This is a genomic window from Marinobacterium lutimaris (assembly GCF_900108065.1).
In the GTDB taxonomy this organism is placed as follows: Bacteria; Pseudomonadota; Gammaproteobacteria; order Pseudomonadales; family Balneatricaceae; genus Marinobacterium_D; species Marinobacterium_D lutimaris.
Genome location: NZ_FNVQ01000007.1, coordinates 115,659 through 138,326, shown reverse-complemented (window position 1 = coordinate 138,326; position 22,668 = coordinate 115,659). Strand labels below are relative to the sequence as shown.

The window sequence follows — 22,668 nt, the reverse complement described above, 5'->3', positions numbered from 1 at the left end:
TCGAGGGCAAAGTGCCTCTATCTTTGCCCTTACCTCCCCCTCTTCACAATCAAATCCACTCAAGCTGGCACGCTATCTGCTTAGCAAATTGCATACAATATTTCTTACAATGAAGTATGCAACTTATAATAATCCAGACTAATGTCTTATCAGTCTGGAACAGAATGAGTGGACTATTATGTCGTCAACAGCTTCAAACCAACCTGACTCACGCACACTCTTGGGCGTGCTGACCCCCTCTTCAAACACTGCGCTGGAGCCACTCACCAGTGCGCTCCTGGATCAGGCAAAGGGCGTCAGTGCGCACTTCTCCCGTTTCCGGGTTACTAAGATCACACTGGACGAGCTGGGACTGAGTCAATTCGACCTGGAACCGATCATCAACGCGGCTCAGCTACTGGCCGACGCTAAAGTGAATATGATCGGCTGGAGTGGAACCGCTGCAGGCTGGCTTGGCTTCGAGCAAGACATCCATCTATGCGCCGCAATAGAGGAAGCCACCGGCATCAAGGCCACCTCATCTATTCTGGCCTTGAACGAGGTTTTGAACCGTCTCGGAATCAAGCGAATCGCACTGGTATCGCCGTATACCGACGACGTACAGCAAAAAATCATCGCCAACTACCAAGAGATCGGGATCGAATGTGTGGCCGAGCGCCACCTGGATATCAGCGACAACTTCAGTTTTTCTGAAGTAGATGCGGCAACACTTACAGAGTGCGTCACCGAGGTGGCGAAGACATCGCCTCAAGCCATTCTTCTCTACTGCACCAATCTACGTTCCGCACAGCTGGCAGACGAGTGGGAGCAGCACCTGGGCATCCCGGTCATCGATACAACCTCAACAGTGCTTTGGAAAATGCTCCGCGAAACCGGTTTTGACAGCAGCCAGATCCAGGGCTGGGGACGCTTTTTCCAGGAGGCGAAGTGATGAGCCAGACTTTCGACCTGGTGATCCGCAACGCTCGCTGCGCCACCGCTGCAGATACCTTTGAATCCGATATCGGCATCCGTAACGGCGTCATCGAAGCACTCGGTAAATCGCTGCCGGCAGGTAAGGAAGAGATTGACGCGGCTGGAGCCTGGGTCACCCCCGGTGGCGTAGATGGACACTGCCACTTCGACCAGCCGACCAACGACGGCACAGAGATGGCCGACGATTTTCTCAGCGGAACACGCTCGGCGGTTTGTGGCGGCACGACAACGGTAATCCCCTTCGCCCTGCAACAGCGCGGTCAGAGCCTCAAGGACGCGGTTGCCGATTACCATCGCCGTGCCGGCCAGAAAGCATGCATCGATTACTCCTTTCATATGATCATCAGCGACCCTACGGAAGAGGTACTGAGTAACGAGCTGCCGGAGTTGATTTCAAAGGGCTACACATCGTTCAAGATCTATATGACCTATGACGACCTGAAGCTCTCTGACCGGGAGTTTATCGATGTGCTTGCCGTCGCCAGAAACGAAGGCGCCATGGTGATGGTTCACGCAGAAAACGCCGACTGCATCGCCTGGATGACAGAGCGCCTTCTAAAGGCAGGCCATACCGCACCCAAGTACCATGCGGAGTCACGGCCGATGCTGGTGGAGCGCGAAGCGACACATCGCGCTATCAGTTTTGCCGAGCTGGTCGATGTTCCGATTCTGATCGTGCATGTATCAGGACGCGAGGCTGTTGAGCAGATCCAGTGGGCACAAAGCAAAGGTCTTCGGATCTACGGAGAGACCTGCCCGCAATACCTTTTCCTCAGCGCTGAAGATCTGGGCGGCGATGACGATTACGAAGGCACCAAATGCATCTGCAGTCCGCCGCCGCGTGACAAAGGTAACCAGCAGGTGATCTGGAATGCGCTGGAATCTGGCACCTTCGATGTTTTCTCGTCCGACCATGCCCCGTTCCGCTTTGCCGACCCCAAGGGGAAACAGGCGGAGGGCGACCAGCCCAGTTTCGACAAGGTCGCCAACGGTATCCCAGGCGTCGAAACCCGCATGCCTCTGCTTTTCTCCCATGGCGTGCTGACTGGACGGATCAGTATTCAACAGTTCGTATCCCTGACCTCCACCAGCGTGGCCAAGATGTACGGGATGTATCCGCGCAAGGGCTCCATCGCCGTTGGCGCCGATGCGGATCTTGTGATCTGGGACACCGACACCCACAGGGTTATCCGCAATGACGACCTTCATCACAATGTGGATTACACACCCTATGAAGGTATCCACCTGAATGCCTGGCCCGCCATCACGCTTAGTCGCGGCCGAAGTCTCTGGAAGGATGGGCAATATCTCGGCCATGAAGGGATGGGCGAATTTCTGCCCTGCGAACGACCCGAGCCCGCACGCCCCAAGGTCACCCACTCGCCTTTCATCAGGGAGAGCAACTAATGACCACCCCATTGATCGATCTTTTGAGCCAAGCCTGGACCACGGGCCCAAGCCTGAGTGCAGAGCAGGCTAAAGAGCTTGCCCCTAAAGACTTTCCCGAAGCCTACAGTATTCAGCAGCAAGTCGGGAAAGCCCTCGGCTGGTTCGACGCAGAGGGACCCAAGTTCTGGAAACTGGGAGGTCCCAAGGGCGGCTCAACTGGAGCAGGCGTACCAATTTCGCTGGTAAGGCAGGTGCCAGCAGACATCCCTGTTCAGCTATTCAGCGATGATGCCTGCAACTTCACTGCACTGGAGGTTGAACTGGCTGTGCGCCTGGGACAGCCGTTGGAGCCTGGCTGCACATTGGAGGATGCCTGTGCGGCGGTTGCCGAGGTCTACCTGGCTATCGAGGTGTGCGATCTGCGCGCGGAGAACTGGCAGGAGCTGCCGCCGACCTATCGTCTTGCGGATCAGCAGATGAGTCGCGGTTTCCTGCTTACAGGCACGCCGCTATCCGGCTGGCGGGATGAACTGAAACAGATTTCACCAACCATCAGTATCAACGACACCCTCATCAGTGAGGGTCTGCTCTCCCACCCTCAGGACCATCCTTTGGCAGCACTGCCGTGGCTCGCCAACCTCAGTGCGGCTCTCTATGACGCGCCACTATCTGAGGGAACGGTCATCGCAACCGGCACCTGGGCGGGCATGCACCTGCTAGCACCCGGCGATCATTTCCGGGTAGCCCTGGAGGGCTTCGACAGTTTCGATGCAACCCTGGATTCAGCTGCAGAGGACGCCACCGCCGTGCGCTTTCTGGGTGCTTTCAAACAAAGCAAATAACAACCCTCTCTAAATTTACTGGAAGGAGTAAATTCCATGCTGATCAAACAGACCATCCTGAAAGGTTGTTCCATGGCACTGTTGTGCGCAGGCATGACATTTCCGGCTCTGAGCCAGGCAGAAACCCTGCGCCTGGGCGGTAATTTTGCTGCGGATCATTCAAGCAGCCGGGCCATGGAGATATTCAAAGCCGAACTGGAAAAAGCCGATGTGGATGTGGATGCTGCGCTTTTCCCAGCGATGCAGCTAGGTGGCGCGCAGGAAAACGTGGACCAGGTGCGTTCCGGCGCCATTTTCGGCACCTGGATCGGTATCGCCTACGTCTCGCGTATCGTTCCTGAGCTTGAAGCAGTCAGCCTGCCGTTTGCATTCGACAGCCGCGAGCAGGCATTCAAGCTAATCGATGGACCTGTTGGTGACACGTTTAACGAACTGCTCGCCAAGAAAGGATTCACCGCACTCGGTTATATGGAACTGGGCTTTCGCAATATCACCAACAATGAACGCCCGATCGAAAGCGCTGATGATCTTGATGGCCTGAAAATTCGTCTCCAGCCAAACGAAACTCACCTGGCCACCTTCCGTGCGCTAGGTGCTAACCCTGTATCCATGGATGTAAAAGAGCTTTACGGCGCGCTTCAGCAGGGCGTGCTCGATGGCCAGGAAAACCCGTACAGCATCATCGAGACCAAACGCTTCAACGAGGTACAGAAGTACCTCTCCGACTCCAAACACTTCTACGATTTCATCGTAGTTCTGGCAAACAAGGATAACTTCGATTCGCTGAGCGCTGAAAAACAGGCAGCCGTGAAATCCGCTTTGGCAAAAGCCGTATCCTGGCAGCGCGAGCAGGCAGCCGCTGAAGATAAGCAGGCACGCCAGGCTCTGATCGACGCAGGCATGGTGTTCACACCTATCTCTGACGAAACCCGTGACGAGCTGCGTGCACGCACCAGCGGCATCAAGGACACACTGCGAGAAAAACTCGGCACCGAGATCATCGATCAGGTTGAAGCGGAACTGGCCAAGTGACGGCCACAACAAAGGGGAGCCGGGCTTACGCCCGCGCTCCACTACCGATGAAAACACTGAAGCGACTACTGGAACATATCGACCGGGCATCATACCTGTCCATCGCGGTAGCCTTTGGACTGATGGCACTACTCGTATCCGTTCAGGTATTTATGCGCTACGTTCTGTCCTCTTCGATCGATTCAGCGGCAGAACTCTCCAGGCTGTTTTTCGTCTGGACCATATTTCTCGCGCTACCCCAGGGCATCGCCCGGGGCGTTCACGTAGGCATCGACGCCCTCGTCACTGTAATGCCAAGAACACTCAGGCTCTGGTGCTGGCGTTTCACCACCCTGCTGAGCCTGGTGCTGATGCTCGCGCTGAGCTGGTTCTCATTTGGCGCCATCACTGACAAGTGGCAGGAGCTGATGCCCACCATCGACATCACAGCTGCTGTCTTCTACATCCCGGTGTTGATCTGTGCCGTTCACTCATCACTGCATCTGCTAGTTATGCTGCTTGAAGACAGCATGCCGGAACCCGAGGATGTGCCATGACACTTACCATTCTTCTGAGCTTTCTTGTCCTCGCGCTGCTTGGCATGCCACTGGCCTTTGCGCTCGGTCTCTCCTCCCTGGCCGGGCTTTGGGTCGGCGATATGAACCTGGCGATTATGCCGCAGCGCATGATGCACGCTATCGACAACTTCCCGCTGATGGCAATCCCGCTGTTCATGCTCGCTGGCGAGTTGATGGTGGCCGCAGGCATACTCCAGCGCCTGGTGGACTTCTCCAACTCGCTGATCGGCCGCGTCCATGGCGGCCTGGCCCACGTTGCCATTGTCGCGGGTATGATTCTCGCTGCGGTCAGCGGTGCAGCCGCCGCCAGCGCCAGCGCTCTGGGCAGCACATTAGTACCCTCCATGCGTAAACAGTACGATTCGGGCTATAGCTGCGCCGTCATCGCCTCCGCAGCCAATCTCGGTGCAATCATCCCGCCAAGCAACGCCATGATCGTCTACGCGTTGATGGCCGGCTCCACCGTGTCGGTGGGCGGCCTATTCATGGCAGGCGTAGTTCCAGGCCTGATACTGACACTGGGCTTTATGGCACTGGCCAGCCTGATCGCCTGGCGCAGACGCTACCCGCTGAGCGAGCACTCACTCGACCTGAAACAGATCGCTGGTCAGACTGTGCGTGCGCTACCGATTCTTCTGATGCCGGTTATCGTGGTAGGCGGAATCGTCGCCGGCGCATTCACCGCCACAGAAGGTGCGGGGATCGCAGTGGTTTACGCGCTGGTGATGGGCTTTTTCGTCACCCGTGAACTCAAATTGTCTGACCTGCCAACGGCGATGTTCCACGCGGCTATTACCGCTGCGATGGTTGGTGCGCTGATTGCGTTTGCATCAACGCTTACCTTTGCCTTCACTATCGACCTGGTGCCGATGCGGCTTTCCAGCTGGATACAACAACTGACTGACGACCCAACGATTTTCATCCTGCTGGTGATGGGACTGCTGCTGGTTGTCGGGATGTTTATCGAATCCAACGCTGCCTACATCATGCTGGTCCCTCTGCTCGCTCCCGTGGCGGCAGCTTACGGCATCGATCCGCTACTGTTTGGATTCCTGTTCGTATTCAACCTGGTCATCGGCATGATGACGCCGCCGGTGGGCGTTCTGCTTTTCGTGATGTGCGGCGTATCCGGTGTCAGTCTGCAAACGCTGATCCGCAGCGCCTGGCCTTTTATCCTGTTCCAGTACTTCGTCCTGGCACTGTGCCTGATCTTCCCTGACATTGTCACGGCACTGCCAAAGGCGCTCGGCTATTAAGGTTTAAAACGCGATGAAACTACTCGTAATCAACCCCAATATCTCCACCTCTGTCAGTGAGCTGATCCGCTCTGAATCAGAGCGCTGTTTACTACCTGGCACCGAGGTAGATGTCATAACAGCGCCCTTCGGTGTCGCCTATATAGAAACCCGGGCTGAAGCGCTGATTGGTGGCTTCGCCGCCATGCAGCTCGCCGCCGAGCACTACGCGGATTATGACGGTGTAGTGATTGCCGCTTTTGGCGACCCCGGCCTCGAAGCTATACGCGAGATGCTACCCTGCCCGGTCATCGGCATGACCGAAGCTGCCCTCGCCAGCGCGTCGCTCTATGGCGGACGTTGCTCAATTATCGCTATTTCCAACCGGATCAAGAGTTGGTACCGGGAAACCGCAGAGCAGCATGGCTTCGGCCAACGCCTCGCCAGCATCCGTTCTCTGAGTGATCCACTCGCCGATATCGGCCGTGTGCAGGAAGATCAGGGCGCACGGCTGCTCGCCCTGGCTCAGGATGCGATAGACAAGGATGGTGCAGACTGTCTGATCATGGCTGGTGCCCCGCTGGCAGGTCTGGCACGTAGCCTGGCGGACCAGATCCCGGTTCCGGTACTCGATGGTGTCAGCTGCGCCGTACGCCAGGCACAGATGCAGGTACTGGCAGGCAGCCAGACGCGCAGTGCCGGTAGCTATGCGCCACCACCGGAGAAAGGGCATCAGGGGCTGACTCCCGCGCTGGCCGCTCTTATCGGCCGCGCCTGTTAGACTGCCGAATAACTCAAGCGCCTAATCTTTAGTCACTTGATTCCCTGTTGTGGCTCATAACCGCCACCGTTTCGACACAGGAGTGAGGTATGATCAGAGAGGTATTAGCATTCAAGCATATTCTCCACTGGCTCCATAACAGGGAAAGCTCATGAGTAAGGTACATTTCATCGGCGGTGAAAAAGGCGGCGTCGGCAAATCGATGACCTCCCGTTTGTTAGCTCAGTACTACATCGACCGCGAACTTCCGTTCCTCGGTTTTGACTCCGATGCCTCCCACGGCACCTTTTCTCGTTTCTATGGCGAGTTCGCCTCGCCCGTCATCGTTGGCGAAGATGACAGCCTGGACGGCATTCTCGAAGCCTGCGAGTCCAAGCCGGATCACGATCTGATCATCGATCTGGCGGCGCAGACCTCCACACGCCTCGGCGAATGGATCGATGAAACCGACGTCTTCGGGCTGCTCGACGAGCTCGGCTACGAGGTGTTTCTCTGGCATGTAATGGACGATGGCGCCGACTCCATCGACCTGCTGGGCAAATCGCTGGCGCGCTACCCACAGCCGGAACTGAAGTTTGTTCTGGTACAGAACTTTGGCCGCGGCAACGACTTCAGCCAGCTGCATGACTCCGACGCTTACCAGAGCGCCAAGTCACGCGGCGCCAGCCTTTTCGAACTGGGCAAACTGCACGCCAAACTGACCCATAAGGTGGACTTCGCCAACGCCAGTTTCTGGGCCGCCGCCAACAACCGTGACATGATGAACATCGCTGAGCGTCAGCGTATGCGGGTATGGCTGAAGAACAACTACAGCCAGCTCGAAAATCTGCTCGCTGGCCAGTAAATCTGCTTCAAAGACAGCAAGCCTGCCGCCACCCGGCCCACGCCGGGTGGCATCGCCCCACGCCTTTCACCAGACCCAGCCGCCGAAGCGGTCACTTTTCGGTCATATGTCAGTTCTATGATGGTTCGATTAACCCGTTAGCAACGTTCGCCTATCGAACTGAACATGCATGGAGCCGCAGATGAAACAGCTAGTTGCCGGTCTTGTGATCGGACTTACCCTTTCCGTTCCCGCTTTTGCCGAAACCCTCGTTGTTTACAGTGCCGGCCCCAAGCCGCTGTCCGATCAACTGGCCAAGGGCTTCAAGGCAAAATCCGGTATCGATGTGGAGATGTTTCAGTCCACCGCCGGCAAGATCATGGCGCGCTACCAGGCGGAAAAATCCAACCCCCATGCCGATGTGATGATCTCCGCCTCCTGGGGCCACGCCATCACTCTGGATCAGGAAGGCGATCTGCTGGCGTACACCTCTCCCAATGCGGCCAACGTACCGGCGTCGCTGAAAACCTCCAGCTACGTGGCCCAGGGCGCCGCCGCACTGGCCATCGCCTATAACCCGAAATCAGGCGTGCCGACTCCTCAGCACTGGGCCGACCTGGCACTGCCCGAGTATCGCGATCAGGTGACCATGCCGGACCCGGCCAAATCCGGCTCAGCGCTGACGCTGGTGCAGGGCTTGGTCACCCTGGATGCCGATAAAGCGTGGAACCTGTTCGACCAGCTTGCCGCCAACGACGTGCTGGTGCCGGGCGCCAACAAGGCCGCTTTAAACCCGGTTCTTCAGGGTGCCAAGAGCGTGGTCTTCGGAGCCGTGGATTACATCGTCATCGACGCCAAGCAGAAAGGCGAAAACATTGAAGTGGTTTACCCCAGCGAGGGCACCGTTCTGGCACCGCGTCCGGTCATGATCATGAAGTCATCCCAGCACCAGGATGCAGCCAAGCAGTTCGTCGATTACCTGCTCTCCGACGAGGGACAGCAGCTGGTGGCTGAGCAGTACATCCTGCCGGCACGCACCGATATCCAGGCCAAACGCCCGGGCTGGAACGACCTGAAAATCATCGACTTCGATGCCGGAGAAGCCGCCGCCCAGGCTGCCGAGACCCAGAGCAAATTCGCCGAAATCATGGCTGCGAAATAAACCAGCCAGAGCGATACAACGATGACAGCTGTAGCTTTGCCGGCGCGAAGCTCCGGGCAGACGCGGTCGATCCGACCGCTGCTGCTCGGGCTCGCCGCCCTGATTATGCTGACACTGGTGGGCCTGCCGGTGCTGGCGATTCTGCTGTATGCACTCTTCCCGCATATCAACGAATGGTCGCTGGCTGAGCCGTTCAGCGTGCTGCTGCCAAATCTGGCGAACCCGCACCTGATCGGCGCCACCCTGAACTCCCTATCGCTATCCCTCAGCGTCACCCTGTTATCGGCGGCAATTGCTCTGCCGCTGGCTTACCGCAGGGCGCAGCTGCCAGAGAGCAGCGGACGCATCTGGGATGCGCTGCTGATGCTGCCGTTTCTGATCCCGCCCTATATCGGCGCTCTTTCCTGGATGCAGCTGCTGCAGGTAAACGGCTTCAGCGAGCAACTGCTGGGGTTCAACCTGGCCAGTTTTCTCTACTCCTTTCCCGGCATCGTCACGGTGATGGCGCTGCACCTGTTCCCGATGATCTATTTGGCCACGTCCAAGGCGTTCGCAGTGATCGGTCGCCGCTACGGCGATGTGGGGCGGGTCTTTGGTGGCTCTACACTGCAGATTTTTACCCGTATCCATCTGCCGATGGTGCTGCCTACACTGCTCTCCAGCGGGCTGATCGTATTTGTACTCACCATTGAGGAGTTCGGCACGCCTGAGATCCTCGGCAGCCGCTTCGGCTTTCGCGTGATCGTCACCTCGATCCACGAAAAGCTATCGGACTGGCCCATCGACCTGCCGGGCGCATCGGTGCTGTCGATCATCCTGATCCTGATCGCCTTTGCCGCCTATCGTCTGCATCAGCGTCTGGCCAACCGCTTCAGCGCCGCCATCGATAACCAGCAGGTCGATGCCGCCGGGACAGAGCGCACCGGCAGGCAGCGCCTTATCGACCTGCTGCTATTCGGCAGCGCCTTTTTTCTGGCGGTCATGCTGCCATTGCTAACCATTACCGCAAGCTCATTGCTGGACACCCTGTCCGGCGGTCTTACCCTGGCCAACATGAGCCTCAAGCACCTCAGCGGCCTGTTCGACCTGGACAGCGAAGCCTGGGGCGCAATCAGCACCAGCTTTGGCCTGGCGCTGGCTGCCGCTCTCTGCAGTGTGCTGATCGCTATCCTTGTCGCGTTCACGGTGGTGCGGCTGCGTACCCGCGGCACGGCACTGCTCGATTTCCTGTCGATCCTGCCCAATGCAATTCCGGGCATGGCGATCGCCGTGGGGCTGATCCTGACCTGGAACCAGCCGTTCTGGCCGGTCACGCCCTATAACAGTTCGGCGATTCTGCTGGTGGCCTACATCTGCCTGACGCTGCCCTACCCTATCCGTATGCTCAGCGCCGCGCTGAAACAGCTGCCCCAGTCGCTGGACGATGCGGCCTATATTTCTGGCGCCAGCGAAGCACGGGTAATCCTGCGCATACTGGCACCGCTGCTGGCACCGGTGGCGCTGGCGGCGGGCTTTATCGTCTTCGCGATCTCCACCCGTGAGCTGGTCAGTTCGCTGATGCTAGCACCGCCCGGTGTGCAGACCGTGGCCACCTACGTTTTCCATCAATTCGACCAGGGCTCGATCAACGCCGGTATGGCGATGAGCCTGGTCACTATTCTGGTCTCGGGGTCGATTATCCTGCTGGGCCAGCGCCTGCCGGGAGCCAAGATCCGATGAGCCAACTCACCATCCGCCAGGTCTCAAAGAGCTTCGGCAACAGCCAGATTCTGCGCGATATTACACTGGACGTGGAAACCGGCAGCATCATGACGCTGCTCGGCCCTTCCGGCTGCGGCAAAACCACGCTGCTGCGCATCATCGCCGGGCTGGAAACGCCGGACAGCGGCTTAATCCGCGCCGGTGACCGGGAGTTTGTCGACTGCGCCAAGGGGATAATTCTGCCGCCGCAGCAGCGTCGCCTCGGTTTTGTGTTTCAGGACTACGGACTCTGGCCCCATATGAGCGTGGCGAAGAACATCGCGTTCCCGCTGAAAATGCTCAAGCTGCCACGTCACGAAATAGATAGCCGCATTGCCGAAGTGCTCAGCGCCGTGCGCCTGACCGAGCACGCGGCCAAGTTGCCAGAGCAGCTTTCCGGTGGGCAGAAGCAGCGTGTTTCCATCGCCCGTGCACTGGCCGCTCGGCCAACGCTGATTCTGTTTGATGAACCCCTCTCTAACCTGGACGCCAACCTGCGCGAAGAGCTGGGCCAGGAGATCCGTCAACTGGCGCAACAGTTCGGCCAGACCTGCGTTAACGTCACCCACGACCGACGTGAGGCTCAACTATTATCGGATCGCATCGCACTGATGAAGGATGGCGTCTGCCACCAGTATGGACGGCCGGAAGAGCTGTTCCGCGCACCGGTGGACTCCTGGGCGGCTCGATTTCTCGATGCCGGAAATATCCTGCCGGCGCGGGTATTACCGGAGCTGTCGGATGCAAAAGCCGAAGTGATGATTCCGCGCAGCGCGCTGCGCCTGGCAGATAATACTGCCAAGATGGATCAAGGGAAGGATGAGGGAATAGAAGCCACCGTACTCAGCAGCCTCTATATCGATGACCGTTACGAGGTGGTGGCAGTGGTTGCTGGCCACCCGGTGAAGCTGTTCACCGACCGCCTGCTGTCGGCAGGCCAGCCGGTGCGGATCAACGTAGCGCGGGAAACGCTGCTTAGTTACCCCCGATAGCCGAGGCGAAAACAGCGGGCAGCGGTTCCCGCTGTGCTGATCAGTTTTCCTGGCTTTTCAGGTAGTCGTCGTAATCACCGTGGAAATCGACGATACCGTCGGGCTTGAGCTCGATGATGCGGGTCGCCAGTGAGGAGACGAACTCCCGGTCGTGGCTGACAAACAGCAGCGTGCCGGGGTAGTTTTCCAGCGCCAGGTTGAGCGACTCGATCGATTCCATATCCAGGTGGTTGGTGGGCTCGTCGAGCAGCATGATGTTGGGCTCCTGCAGGATCAACTTGCCGAAGATCATACGGCCCTGTTCACCACCGGAGATCACCTTCACGGACTTGCCGATCTCTTTCTGTGAGAACAGTAGACGGCCCAGGGTGCCGCGGATTACCTGCTCGTCATCGCCCTCTTTGCCCCAGTAGGACATCCAGTCGTAGAGGTTCTTGTCCTCTTCAAACTCATGCGCATGATCCTGGGCGTAGTAGCCAAGCTCGGAGTTTTCAGACCATTTCACGGTGCCGGCATCCGGCTCCAGATCGCCAACCAGACACTTCAGCAGTGTGGACTTACCGATACCGTTGGGGCCGATGATCGCGATCCGCTCGCCCACCGCCACGCTCAGGTTCAGACCTGCAAACACCGGCTCGTCGAAGGACTTGGACAGACCTTCCACTTCCAGCGCGGTACGGTGTAGCTTTTTCGCCTGCTCGAAACGGATAAACGGGTTCTGACGGCTGGAGGGCTTTACCTCTTCCAGCTGGATCTTGTCGATCTGCTTCAGACGGGAGGTGGCCTGACGCGACTTGGAGGCGTTGGCCGAGAAGCGGCTGACGAAGGTTTTCAGATCGGCGATCTGAGCCTTTTTCTTGGCGTTATCGGAGAGCATTTTCTCGCGTACCTGGGTCGACGCGGTCATGTACTCGTCGTAGTTACCCGGATAGACGCGCAGCTCACCGTAATCGATATCCGCCATATGGGTGCAGACCGAGTTCAGGAAGTGACGGTCGTGCGAGATGATTACCATGGTGCAGGTGCGCTGGTTAAGCACGCCCTCAAGCCAGCGGATGGTGTTGATATCCAGGTTGTTGGTAGGCTCGTCGAGCAGCAGGATATCGGGATCGGAGAACAGAGCCTGCGCCAGCAGCACGCGCAGCTTCCAGCCCGGCGCGATCTCGCTCATCGGGCCGTAGTGCTGCTCTACCGGAATCTCCAGACCCAGCAGCAGCTCGCCCGCACGCGAGTCGGCGGTGTAACCATCCATTTCGGCGAACTCAGCTTCCAGTTCACCGGCGCGGATACCGTCTTCCTCGGTCATCTCAGCCTTGGCGTAGATGGCGTCACGCTCGGACTTGATCGCCCAAAGCTCTTCGTTGCCCATGATCACCGTGTCGATGACGCTGAACTCTTCATAGGCGAACTGATCCTGGCGCAGCTTACCGAGACGCTCGTTCGGGTCGGTAGACACGTTGCCGCTGCTCGGCTCCAGATCACCGCCGAGGATCTTCATGAAGGTGGATTTACCGCAACCATTGGCGCCAATAAGGCCATAGCGGTTGCCGTCGCCAAATTTGACGGAGACGTTTTCAAACAGCGGCTTGGCGCCAAACTGCATGGTGATGTTGGCAGTGGTCAGCAAGGGGAAATTCCGAAATTTTATACAGTGGAGGATGCGGCGACTTCGACTGAGCGAGACGCCGGTCGTAAAGTGCACAGTATGCCATAGATCCCCAGACTTTGCCGCGAAAGCTCTGACGATAAAAGCACAAGTTGCGCCCTACGCCTGCGCCGACAGAACCCACCATAGAATTCAGCGACATCCGTGCCGAAGATTCAAAACGAATTACTTGAATACGAATCATAATCATTTATATTTATGTGGAATTCGTTTTCTCTCGGAGTTCCGCCGTGTCCAGCCACCAATTAATGCCAAGTACCACTCTGAGTAGTTTTTATCAGCAGCACCACGGCTGGCTCTGGGCCTGGTTGCGACAACGGCTGGAATGCTCGGATACCGCAGCCGACCTGGCTCAGGACACTTTTGTTCGACTGCTGACCTGCTCCACTCCGCCACGCTTTTTCACCGTTGCTCAAGCCCGTGGCTATCTTTGCACGACAGCCAAGCACCTATGCCTCAACCTCTGGCGCAGGCAGGAAATCGAACGCGCCTGGCTCGAGACTCTTTCCGCCAGCCCGGAGGAGCTTCATCCATCTGCCGAGCATCAGGCCGCGGTGATGGAGGCGCTCGAAGAGATCAGTCTTATGCTACAAGCCCTGCACCCGAATACTGCCAAAGCGTTCCTGCTGGCCGTAGTCTGTCAGATGACCGACGATGCGGTAGGCACAGAGCTGGGTATTTCCGGACGCATGGTACGCAAGCATGTGGCCAAGGCGATGCTAATCTGCCTGCAACTCCAGGCCCGATTCACGGCCAGGGAATTGCCGCTCTATGCCGAGCACTGAGCCTTCCAACGCCGCGCTGGAGCAGGCTGCCTACTGGTACGCCAAGCTCAGGGACGATTCCGCCACGCCTGCGCAACATGAGGCCTGGCTGCAATGGCTTGATACCGCTGCAGAGCACCGTACCGCCTGGAGCTATGTAGAGCAGGTTTGCGGCCGTTTCGCTCCGCTGAGCCAAACACCGAACCCAAGATTAACCAGCCGCAAGTTACAGGAAGCGAACAGCCGGCTACTGCAGAGGCGACGGGTTCTCACCGCATCGGCAAGCGTCGTCGCCCTTGGCGTACTAGCCGGACTGGGATCCAAGCAGGGGCTTCTTCCTGCCAGCATCAGCAAGTCGATCACCGAAAGCATCAGCGCCTGGGGCGCAGACTGCAGCACCGCCATTGGCGAGCAGCGAGAGTGGATACTCGATGACGGCACCCGTCTCTGGCTCAATACCGATAGCGCCGCCAATATTCACTACGATGCCGACATACGCCGCATTCAACTCCTCAGCGGCGAGATCTTTATCGAAACAGCCAAGGACCCCGGCCGTTCATTGGTGGTAGACACCGCCCAAGGACGGCTGCGTGCTCTCGGAACAGTGTTCAACGTTCGCCAACTCGATAGCAAAATCCTGCTGTCCGTTATAGAAGGCGCAGTGGAGATCCAGCCCGGCACCTCTTCTATCAAGAGCATCGTAAACGCCGGACAGCAACAGAGCTTCAACCGTGAAGTCGTTGAAGCAGCCGTAGCCACCGATGCCACCGGCGCCTGGACCCGTGGCGTGCTGGTCGCACATAACATGCCCTTAAAACAGTTGGTGGATGAGTTACGCCGCTACCAACAGGGTCATATCGGCGTTGCGGACGAAGTATCCGATCTCAGGGTTTATGGCCAGTTCCCGGTGCAGGACAGCGACCGTGTTCTGCAAATGCTGACAACCGTTCTGCCGGTACGAATCCACCGTACCCTGCCCTGGTGGGTCTGCATCGAACCGTCTCAGCCCGGCCTAACAAAGCCCTGATGCCAGGCTAACCAGCAGAGAAATTAATTTTAAAAAACTAAAAAAGCGGTTCCGGGTTTAGTTCGCTCAGTTGTTCTTAGGAGTAAATGCACAACCAAGGAAGGTATAACCCGGATGAAAACGCTCCCCCTTAGCCGCAAGCCGCTTGCGCTTGCGATTCACCTGCTCGCCATCGGTAGCCTGTGTACATTTGCCGGCTGGACGCCTCAGGCGCAGGCTCAATCCGGCAGTACTGCTACCACCGCAGAGGTAGAAACCAAGCTCTACAAGATACCTGCGGGCCCGCTAACGGCTGCGCTGAATCGTTTTTCCACCCAGGCGGGGGTATTTTTGGTCGGAGCATCCACTGCAGCTCAGGGCAAGAACAGCCCTGGCTTGAACGGTAATTACACCCTAGAACAAGGTTTTGCCGCACTGCTCACTGGCAGCGGGTTGCAAGCGGTCAAACAGACAGATGGCAGTTATACACTGCAGGTGATCAGCACTGACGAATCTATGCTGCCCACTATCAGCGTAACCGACACCGCAACAGCGACGGAAAGCGCCGAGTCCTACAAGATCACCTCGTCGCCCTCCGCTACCAAAATGCAGATGGATATCCTCGACACTCCGCAAAGTGTCAGTGTGGTAACCGCCAAGCAGATCGAGGATTTTCAGCTTGGCACCATTAACGATGTACTCGACAGCACCACCGGCATCACCGTAGAGAAGATGGAATCAGACCGCACCCAGTTCACCTCCCGCGGTTTCGAGATCACCAATTTCCTTATCGACGGCGTCAGCCTGCCACTGAACTACTCTTACCAGTACGGCGATATCGATATGGCGATCTATGATCGCGTGGAAGTGATCCGCGGCGCCACCGGGCTGGTCAGCGCCAACGGCGATCCGTCCGCCACCATCAACCTTATCCGCAAGCGCCCTACCGATGAGTCCCAGGCGGAACTCAAGGTGTCGGCAGGATCCTGGGACTACAGGCGCGCCGACGCCGACTTCTCAGGCGCACTGAATGAAGCGGGCACGGTGCGCGGCCGGGCAATTTTTGCAGTGGAAAACGCCGACTCCTATCTCGACCGTTACGAAACAGACTCCAACATCGCCTCCGCCATTATCGAGACAGACCTGTCCGACAGAACCCTTTTAAGCGCCGGTTTCACCCGTTACGAAGACAATAACCAGGGTTCTCAGTGGGGCGGCATCCCCGCGTTTGACGGCACCGATTACGATGTTTCCACCAATGCCACCAGCGACTGGGCCTACCGGGATGTGGTGACCAATGACCTGTTCGTGGAACTTGAACACACTCTGGCCAACGACTGGCAGATCAAGGGTACCTACGCCTACGAGGATATCGATCAGGACGCCGAGTTGATCAATCTCTGGGTCTACAGCGGGGTGCTTGAGATCGATGGCGTACAACAGTACGAGTTATCGTCGAAAGAGCACCTGTTTAACCTGACCCTGAATGGCGATTACTCCCTGTGGGGGCGGGATCACGAGTTTGTTGCCGGTATCGATTTGGCCAAACGCGATCTCGAAGAAACCTCCAACTATGACTACGACCTGCTTGGCACCGTAATCGACCTGGACAGCTGGGACGGCAGCACCGATACCCCCACCTATGACGACCGTACCGACGGTACCGACTACACCGAGAAGCAGGCGGCACTTTTCCTCGCCAACAATCTCCACCTGACCGACAAACTCAGCCTGCTTCTTGGCACCCGTCTTTCCAACTGGGAACGCAGCGGCACCGGCTACTGGGATAGTGACTGGGGTAGCGACGATAGTGGTGTACTCACCCCCTATGCCGGCGCGGTTTATAAAATCACCGACAACTTATCCACCTATGCCAGCTACACCACGACCTTCACCCCGCAAAGTTATATCGATGAAAACGGTCGTTACATCGATCCAGCTGAAGGCAAAAATTATGAGATCGGTCTAAAAACCTCTTTTCTGGATGATCAGATGGCCGCCACATTTGCCCTGTTCAGGACCGAGAAGGATAGTGTCGCCGAGTTCGCCGGCACCCTGACCGACGGTACCGGCAGAAGCTATTACTCAGCAGAGGACGGGGTAACTACCACCGGGGTCGAGTTGGAGGTCACTGGCAGCCCCACCGACACACTCGATATTACTGCCGGCTTCGCGGCCCTGAATATTGAAGATGCTGAAGGCCAGGATACCCAGACTTACATTCCCACCCGCACCCTCAACGCCAGTATCAGTTACCGTCCGTCGGTGCTCCCGGGACTGAAAGTAGGCGCCTCGGTGAGCCGCAGGAACGCTACCAGCATCTCAGGCTCTTACGGCAACGTCGAGCAGGGCGCTTACACACTGGTCGATCTGATGGCCGGCTACCGAGTAAACGACAACATCAGACTCTCGCTTAACGTCAACAATGTTACGGATGAGAAGTACTACGGCAGCCTGATCAAGCCCTACGTTGTCTACGGGGAGCCACGCAGCATCAACGCATCATTCACCTACCAGTTCTGATTCACAGCATAAGTTGGATACCCAGGTGCGCGGCGTTACCAGACGCCGTTTACCTGTTCTTATCCACTTCCGGTCCAGCTGGAGTTCCATCACCATGCCTCTACCGCTAAACGCACCTCGCAAGCTATTACTATCCACACTTGCCACAGCTGCACTGAGCTGTCAGCTCACCAGCGCCGAACCTGCTCTTTCCAGTGCCGACTCCTTTACAGGCAAGCTAACCACTACTACTGAAATCGAGCTGGACCTACCCCTTGGCTCCTACATTGCGGGCACAATCAGTATCAACAGCAGCGCCAGTAACGCCAAGGCGGATCTGTTGATCCCTTCCGGCCCCGGCAAACCGATGCGACAGCTGCTTGAGTCGGTGGAGCACCAGGGGCAGTTTCGGTTCGTCACCGCCGAGTCACCTCAACCGTTGAGAATTCACAACACGACTCAGGCGTCAGACGCAGAGGTGTCGCCGCAGATCGATTACCGCCTGAGCATTACCCGCCAGGTTCCGCCTGAGGAGCAGATTCCCCCGCAACCGGAGTACCTCAGCCCCGAAGTCAACAAACTGGCCCATGCGATCAAATCGGGAGACTCCATCGACACAATCTGGCAAAGCCTGGCCAAGCAGGGCACTCCGCTTATCGAACCCACGGATCAGCCGGATAGCCGGGTAATGACATTTCTCTACCGGGGGGCCAAAAGCAATGTGCGTATTTTTGGCGCGCCCCCCAACGATCACGACCCCATGTCGCGCCTGCTCGACTCCGATATCTGGTTTAAGAGCTATATCGTGCCTGATGACACCCGGCTCGCTTACCAGCTTGCGCCGGACATCCCGGAGTTTGCGGGCAAACCCTGGGAGCGACGCGTTGCCATCACCGCCACCGCACAGGCAGATCCTCTCAATCGCTATCCCTGGCCTGCATCCGCCGCAACCGCCAGCCCCTATAACTACGATTCCAGTATCGATCTACGAAAACTGAACACACCGCCGCAGAATGAAGAGAGTGCTCCTCGGCAGGGGCAGCTCAGCGAACATCAGCTTTCCAGTGAGATTCTTGGCAACCGTCGCAACCTTTGGATCTACAGGTCGGAGCACTTCGATCCCAAGGACCCCGACAGCCAATTACTCATACTGTTTGATGGTAAGGAGTACACCCGAAAAATCGATGTGCCGCGGATCATCGACAACCTGGTAGAACAAGGGACTCTGCACTCTATCGCGGCCGTCTTCATCGACAACCCCAGCCGGGAAGCACGGGCTCAGGAACTGCCTGCCAATCCGAAATTTGCCGATTTCATGGCCGATGAACTTCTGCCCTGGGCAGAACACACTTTAAATATGGATGCCCGGCCGGAGCAGACGATTCTAGCTGGCTCCAGCTACGGTGGACTCGCCGCCACCACTGTCGCCCTGAGTCATCCGCAGCTGTTTGCCAATGTACTCTCCATGTCCGGCTCCTTCTGGTGGTCGGCGCCGGGCACACCCGCAGAAAACTCAGAGTATGTAGCGCTGCAGGTGGCAACCACCCCTTCCCAGCCGATACGTTTTTTCCTCAGCGCGGGAGTGTTTGAAACCGCCAGAGATGGCGTGGGGATCTTAGAAACCAACCGTCACTTGCGAGACGTGCTGACCGCCAGGGAATATCCGGTGGAGTATCGAGAATACTCAGGCGGTCACGACTACTTTATCTGGCAGGAGATCCTTGCGGACGGGCTTACAGCGCTCGCGGCCTATCCCTGAGAAGAGATAAGCCAGCCCTGAGATGAGGGAAGAAAGAAACGCGGGATCCGACGAACTTCAGAAGCTGGAATCACGCTGCTGTTCTGGAAGCTGTTCGGGACGCGTCCAGACCACCAGCGCACCTACGGCGATGGTGCCGAGAATCAGCACCAGCAGCAACGGATGCCGGATCACGTACACCACGATAGCCGCAGCCAGCAGCATACCGATGCTGGCGCTGATTTTTGATTTGCGATCGATGACACCGCCCTGTTCCCAGTTGCGCAGGCGCTCGCCGAACAGGGAGTGATTCTCCATCCAGGCGCGCAGCCGTGGCGAGCAGCGGGAGGCGCTCCAGGCAGCGATGAGCACAAACACGGTGGTCGGTAGACCCGGCAGAATGGCGCCGAGTATCGCCAGCCCCAGCGCAACCCAGGTCAGCACCAGCCAGAGCCAGCGTGCGCCGCCTGTACCTGTCTTCTGCTCACTGGACTGGTTCATTGGATCTCCACCTCTATACCGCTTCTGGACAGTATAGGTAATTCAGTTCCCACTCGCGCCAAGAGCCTGCCAATGCCCACGATAAAGCCCGGCTATGGGGCGTTATGCCGAGAGTGCTACAGACACTGCTACAGCGAGTTGCAGTTGCGTGGCGCCCAGTCCACCCCGCTCTGCTGAGCACTGGGCTTGAAGCAGAAACTCATCTGGAACTCGGTACCGCAACGATCCATGGTCCACTCTTCTTCCCAGACATTATCGATGGTCTGGCCACCCAGCACCCGCGGCGCAGGGGGCAGGCTGACCCAGGTATCTGTGACCAGCACCTTTTTGCAGTCGCCCTTGGCTTCGGTCATGTTGGCCGACTCCACCGCCACCGCCTGCTCATAAAGATCCTTGATCAGGCTGGGGCCGGCGCGGGACTCTCCCGGCACCTGGGGCTGCAGCTCCACATTGCCGGACTTGGCCACGGCGATGGCGTTATAGGTCACCGTTTCGCCGCAGCGGCTGAGGCGGAAACGCTGCTGCCAGATACCATGCACCGGTACCGGGTTACCGGCCTCAAACTGCGGCGGGTCCAGCAGCATGAAGGTGGTAGGTTCCACTTCATAATTTTCCTGGCACTGCTGCTGGCGTTGCAGCACATTGCGGTCCCAGTAGATCCCCAGCTTGAACAGCCGGTCCATGTAATGCTTGCTGCGCAGATACTGCTCCATCGCTGCGCCATCCGGTCCTGCCGCCAACACCGGCGCTGTGGCTACCAGCGTGGCCAGAGCCAACGCTAACCTCGAAACTCCCATGCTACGCCTCAACATGATTATTTAGTCTTCACTGGTGTATGACCCTACCAGAGCCGCCAGCAAAAAAGACAGCCCCCGATCTGCCACAGCTTTACCACCGACGCTGTTTTCGATCATTACTTGAACAGAAAGGGGCTTGTACCCTTAATCTACTGGTGGTTTTATGAACAGATTAATCTCTGGCCGTGAAGGAAAGGAGAACGGGCGACCAGTTCCACCCGTTCATCTCCACAAAGATGGCAAAAGACAAAGGATACGCACTGTTTTTCCGCACTGAGCGTGGCCTCATCGCCACGCTTTTTATCCTCTATTTTATCGCCACCCTGACACTGACCGGGCTGACCTTTCGCGCCAGCCAGGTTGAACAGCTCTCCCAGACAAGTTCGACACTGCTCACTGCGGCGCGCTCAGGCGGCCACCTGATCGGGCGCTATTTTCACGACCTGTACGGCCTCAACCGTGAGCCTGGCCAGGCACAGTACCGCATGATCGTTGCGACCCTGGATCAGCTGGTCGCCGACCTGCCTGATGTGGAGTACGTTTACTCCATGGATGTGGTTGGAGAAAAGGCGTTCTTTATCGTCAGCAATGAGACCCACCTGGATCTGCAGCGCGGCACCCCGAGCACTTTCTACAATCCTTACGGCTCTGCCCCCGAAGAGCTGTTTGAGGCGTACCACTCGAAAACCGCCATCTTCACACCAGTCTACACCAACGAATGGGGCACCTTTCGCTCCGCCTTTGTACCGACCCAGCGTTCCGACGGCTCCTATTTCGTTATGGCTGCGGATATGAAGGTGGACGGTCCAAACACCCTGCTGATGCATAGTCTGGAACTGGCCGCTCTGGTCTCGCTGCTGGGGCTGGCGCCGATCTACCCCTTGTTGCACCTATACCACCAGCTGCGCCAGCGACGCGAAAGAGAGCTGGAAAAAGAGCTCTACTACGACCCGATCACCGGCCTGCCGCGCATCGCGAAAATGGAGGCGGACCTGGCCGAGAACGAACAGCCGATGGGCGGCATTCTGATCAACCTGGACGAGTTTCACGCCGTCAACACCCTGTTTGGCTACGATGTCGGCGACCATCTGCTGTTCCAGGTCGCCGAAGCGCTACGCGCGCAGCTGCCGGCCGACACCACCCTGTACCGGTCGCAGGTGGATGAGTATTTCATTCTGCTGCGCGGTTACGACGAGAGCCGCGCGTCCAACCTGGCCTCACGTTTACTGGCCAGCGTCTTCGAACCGATCAAGGCGGATGATCAACGCCGCATCACGCTGACCGCCCGCGCCGGCATTGTCCTGAATGAAAAAGACCCGGTGCGCCTGCAGCACGACGCCCGCGAAGCGATGGATGAAGCGTCGCGCAACGGTCGCGCCCTGGTGGTATTCAACGAGGCGCTGCGACCGGAGAATCGCTACGAGACCAACCTTCACTGGCTCAATGAGATCAACGAGGCGTTTCGCCACAATCGCGTCCAGCCCTGGTTTCAGCCCATCCTCGACGCCAACACCGGCCAGGTGCGTCATTACGAGGCCCTGGCCCGTCTTCTCGACGGCGAAAACAGGGTGCACACTCCGTTTCACTTTCTTCCGGTGATACGCAAAAGCCACCTTTATCGTCAGCTCACCTGCGCCATCATCGACCAGAGCTTTAGCCTGTTCGGGCCGCGCAGCTCCAGTCTGTCGATCAACCTGACCCGCTATGACCTGATAGACGAGGAAACCATCAATTACCTGCTGCGGGAATATGAGCATCAGGGTCTGCAGGGACGGCTGATTATCGAAGTGATCGAGTCCGAATCGATCGGTTACCAGGATGAGGTGCTGCGGGTGCTGAAGCGATTAAAAGAGGCGGGCATTCAGCTCGCCATCGACGATTTCGGCAGCGGCTACTCCAACTTCGACCATATGCTGAAGATCGATGCGGATTATCTCAAGATCGACGGTTCGCTGATCCGCTCGGTATTGGGCAACCACAAGGCCAGCGTGCTGGTGGAGGCGATCATCAGCTTTGCCAGCAGCCTGGATATCCCGCTGATCGCCGAGTTTGTCGAGGATGAGCAGATCCTCGACTACCTCAAGGCCCGGGATGTGCGTTTTATGCAGGGCTATGTTATCGGCCGGCCGGCCCCCGCCGACCAGCTTCAGATCGCCTGACTCTCGG

19 protein-coding genes are annotated in these 22,668 nt (G+C 57.8%); 16 read left to right on the top strand and 3 right to left on the bottom strand.

Features of this window, described 5'->3' with window-relative positions; all coding sequences use genetic code 11:
- The first annotated feature begins 178 nt into the window (after window positions 1–178).
- From C4S72_RS23260 to C4S72_RS23210, 11 genes are all read left to right on the top strand, one after another.
- Complete coding sequence (locus tag C4S72_RS23260; protein ID WP_104005596.1) at window positions 179–931, top strand: maleate cis-trans isomerase family protein; 753 nt, start codon at window positions 179–181, stop codon at window positions 929–931.
- Complete coding sequence (gene hydA, locus C4S72_RS23255) at window positions 931–2,382, top strand: dihydropyrimidinase (RefSeq protein ID WP_104005595.1); 1,452 nt, start codon at window positions 931–933, stop codon at window positions 2,380–2,382. The genes C4S72_RS23260 and hydA overlap by 1 nt, the downstream gene beginning before the upstream one ends.
- Window positions 2,382–3,206, top strand: coding sequence for a fumarylacetoacetate hydrolase family protein (locus C4S72_RS23250; protein ID WP_104005594.1), 825 nt, complete (start codon window positions 2,382–2,384; stop codon window positions 3,204–3,206). Before hydA ends, C4S72_RS23250 begins: the two co-directional genes overlap by 1 nt.
- 36 nt (window positions 3,207–3,242) lie before the next feature.
- Window positions 3,243–4,238: a TRAP transporter substrate-binding protein gene (locus C4S72_RS23245; protein ID WP_104005593.1), complete on the top strand. Its 996-nt coding sequence runs from the start codon at window positions 3,243–3,245 to the stop codon at window positions 4,236–4,238.
- Window positions 4,235–4,774 (top strand): TRAP transporter small permease, encoded by a 540-nt coding sequence (locus C4S72_RS23240; protein ID WP_146071933.1) that lies wholly within the window; start codon window positions 4,235–4,237, stop codon window positions 4,772–4,774. The genes C4S72_RS23245 and C4S72_RS23240 overlap by 4 nt, the downstream gene beginning before the upstream one ends.
- Window positions 4,771–6,051: a TRAP transporter large permease gene (locus tag C4S72_RS23235; RefSeq protein WP_104005591.1), complete on the top strand. Its 1,281-nt coding sequence runs from the start codon at window positions 4,771–4,773 to the stop codon at window positions 6,049–6,051. Before C4S72_RS23240 ends, C4S72_RS23235 begins: the two co-directional genes overlap by 4 nt.
- 13 nt (window positions 6,052–6,064) lie before the next feature.
- On the top strand, window positions 6,065–6,811 hold the full coding sequence (locus C4S72_RS23230) for an aspartate/glutamate racemase family protein (RefSeq protein ID WP_104005590.1): 747 nt from the start codon (window positions 6,065–6,067) through the stop codon (window positions 6,809–6,811).
- A 151-nt stretch (window positions 6,812–6,962) separates the two neighbouring features.
- Window positions 6,963–7,655: a P-loop NTPase family protein gene (locus C4S72_RS23225; protein ID WP_104005589.1), complete on the top strand. Its 693-nt coding sequence runs from the start codon at window positions 6,963–6,965 to the stop codon at window positions 7,653–7,655.
- Window positions 7,656–7,836: 181 nt separating this feature from the next.
- A complete protein-coding gene (locus C4S72_RS23220; protein WP_104005588.1) occupies window positions 7,837–8,796 on the top strand; it encodes an ABC transporter substrate-binding protein in 960 nt (319 codons plus the stop codon).
- A 21-nt stretch (window positions 8,797–8,817) separates the two neighbouring features.
- Entirely contained in the window at window positions 8,818–10,515 is a 1,698-nt protein-coding gene (locus C4S72_RS23215; protein ID WP_104005587.1) for an ABC transporter permease, read from the top strand.
- A complete protein-coding gene (locus tag C4S72_RS23210) occupies window positions 10,512–11,528 on the top strand; it encodes an ABC transporter ATP-binding protein (protein WP_104005586.1) in 1,017 nt (338 codons plus the stop codon). The genes C4S72_RS23215 and C4S72_RS23210 overlap by 4 nt, the downstream gene beginning before the upstream one ends.
- 40 nt (window positions 11,529–11,568) lie before the next feature.
- Here the strand turns inward: C4S72_RS23210 and C4S72_RS23205 are convergent, their stop codons facing one another.
- Window positions 11,569–13,155 carry an ABC-F family ATPase gene (locus tag C4S72_RS23205; protein WP_104005585.1) on the bottom strand — a complete coding sequence of 529 codons (1,587 nt, stop codon included), beginning with the start codon at window positions 13,153–13,155 and terminating at the stop codon, window positions 11,569–11,571.
- A gap of 287 nt (window positions 13,156–13,442) precedes the next feature.
- Here C4S72_RS23205 and C4S72_RS23200 point away from each other — a divergent pair, with 287 nt between their 5' ends.
- The 4 genes from C4S72_RS23200 to C4S72_RS23185 all read left to right on the top strand — a co-directional run bounded on the left by C4S72_RS23200 (window position 13,443) and on the right by C4S72_RS23185 (window position 19,225).
- Entirely contained in the window at window positions 13,443–13,979 is a 537-nt protein-coding gene (locus C4S72_RS23200; RefSeq protein ID WP_104005584.1) for a sigma-70 family RNA polymerase sigma factor, read from the top strand.
- Entirely contained in the window at window positions 13,966–14,985 is a 1,020-nt protein-coding gene (locus C4S72_RS23195) for a FecR domain-containing protein (protein WP_104005583.1), read from the top strand. Before C4S72_RS23200 ends, C4S72_RS23195 begins: the two co-directional genes overlap by 14 nt.
- A gap of 114 nt (window positions 14,986–15,099) precedes the next feature.
- Window positions 15,100–17,487, top strand: coding sequence for a TonB-dependent siderophore receptor (locus C4S72_RS23190; RefSeq protein WP_104005582.1), 2,388 nt, complete (start codon window positions 15,100–15,102; stop codon window positions 17,485–17,487).
- Between the two features lie 94 nt (window positions 17,488–17,581).
- Entirely contained in the window at window positions 17,582–19,225 is a 1,644-nt protein-coding gene (locus C4S72_RS23185; protein WP_104005581.1) for an alpha/beta hydrolase-fold protein, read from the top strand.
- Window positions 19,226–19,282: 57 nt separating this feature from the next.
- Here the strand turns inward: C4S72_RS23185 and C4S72_RS23180 are convergent, their stop codons facing one another.
- Entirely contained in the window at window positions 19,283–19,705 is a 423-nt protein-coding gene (locus C4S72_RS23180; protein ID WP_104005580.1) for a YbaN family protein, read from the bottom strand.
- A gap of 128 nt (window positions 19,706–19,833) precedes the next feature.
- On the bottom strand, window positions 19,834–20,517 hold the full coding sequence (locus C4S72_RS23175) for a hypothetical protein (RefSeq protein WP_146071932.1): 684 nt from the start codon (window positions 20,515–20,517) through the stop codon (window positions 19,834–19,836).
- Window positions 20,518–20,738: 221 nt separating this feature from the next.
- Here C4S72_RS23175 and C4S72_RS23170 point away from each other — a divergent pair, with 221 nt between their 5' ends.
- The gene (locus C4S72_RS23170; RefSeq protein ID WP_104005578.1) at window positions 20,739–22,661 is read left to right on the top strand and encodes a bifunctional diguanylate cyclase/phosphodiesterase; all 1,923 of its coding nucleotides are present in this window, start codon (window positions 20,739–20,741) and stop codon (window positions 22,659–22,661) included.
- Window positions 22,662–22,668: the final 7 nt, after the last annotated feature.

Coding starts and splice junctions, on each gene's coding strand:
- C4S72_RS23260 (WP_104005596.1), top strand. CDS start 179: ATGTCGTCAACAGCTTCAAACCAACCTGACTCACGCACACTCTTGGGC.
- C4S72_RS23235 (WP_104005591.1), top strand. CDS start 4,771: ATGACACTTACCATTCTTCTGAGCTTTCTTGTCCTCGCGCTGCTTGGC.
- C4S72_RS23170 (WP_104005578.1), top strand. CDS start 20,739: ATGGCAAAAGACAAAGGATACGCACTGTTTTTCCGCACTGAGCGTGGC.
- C4S72_RS23230 (WP_104005590.1), top strand. CDS start 6,065: ATGAAACTACTCGTAATCAACCCCAATATCTCCACCTCTGTCAGTGAG.
- C4S72_RS23245 (WP_104005593.1), top strand. CDS start 3,243: ATGCTGATCAAACAGACCATCCTGAAAGGTTGTTCCATGGCACTGTTG.
- C4S72_RS23195 (WP_104005583.1), top strand. CDS start 13,966: ATGCCGAGCACTGAGCCTTCCAACGCCGCGCTGGAGCAGGCTGCCTAC.
- C4S72_RS23225 (WP_104005589.1), top strand. CDS start 6,963: ATGAGTAAGGTACATTTCATCGGCGGTGAAAAAGGCGGCGTCGGCAAA.
- C4S72_RS23220 (WP_104005588.1), top strand. CDS start 7,837: ATGAAACAGCTAGTTGCCGGTCTTGTGATCGGACTTACCCTTTCCGTT.
- C4S72_RS23180 (WP_104005580.1), bottom strand. CDS start 19,705: ATGAACCAGTCCAGTGAGCAGAAGACAGGTACAGGCGGCGCACGCTGG.
- hydA (WP_104005595.1), top strand. CDS start 931: ATGAGCCAGACTTTCGACCTGGTGATCCGCAACGCTCGCTGCGCCACC.
- C4S72_RS23175 (WP_146071932.1), bottom strand. CDS start 20,517: ATGTTGAGGCGTAGCATGGGAGTTTCGAGGTTAGCGTTGGCTCTGGCC.
- C4S72_RS23190 (WP_104005582.1), top strand. CDS start 15,100: ATGAAAACGCTCCCCCTTAGCCGCAAGCCGCTTGCGCTTGCGATTCAC.
- C4S72_RS23185 (WP_104005581.1), top strand. CDS start 17,582: ATGCCTCTACCGCTAAACGCACCTCGCAAGCTATTACTATCCACACTT.
- C4S72_RS23210 (WP_104005586.1), top strand. CDS start 10,512: ATGAGCCAACTCACCATCCGCCAGGTCTCAAAGAGCTTCGGCAACAGC.
- C4S72_RS23215 (WP_104005587.1), top strand. CDS start 8,818: ATGACAGCTGTAGCTTTGCCGGCGCGAAGCTCCGGGCAGACGCGGTCG.
- C4S72_RS23200 (WP_104005584.1), top strand. CDS start 13,443: ATGCCAAGTACCACTCTGAGTAGTTTTTATCAGCAGCACCACGGCTGG.
- C4S72_RS23250 (WP_104005594.1), top strand. CDS start 2,382: ATGACCACCCCATTGATCGATCTTTTGAGCCAAGCCTGGACCACGGGC.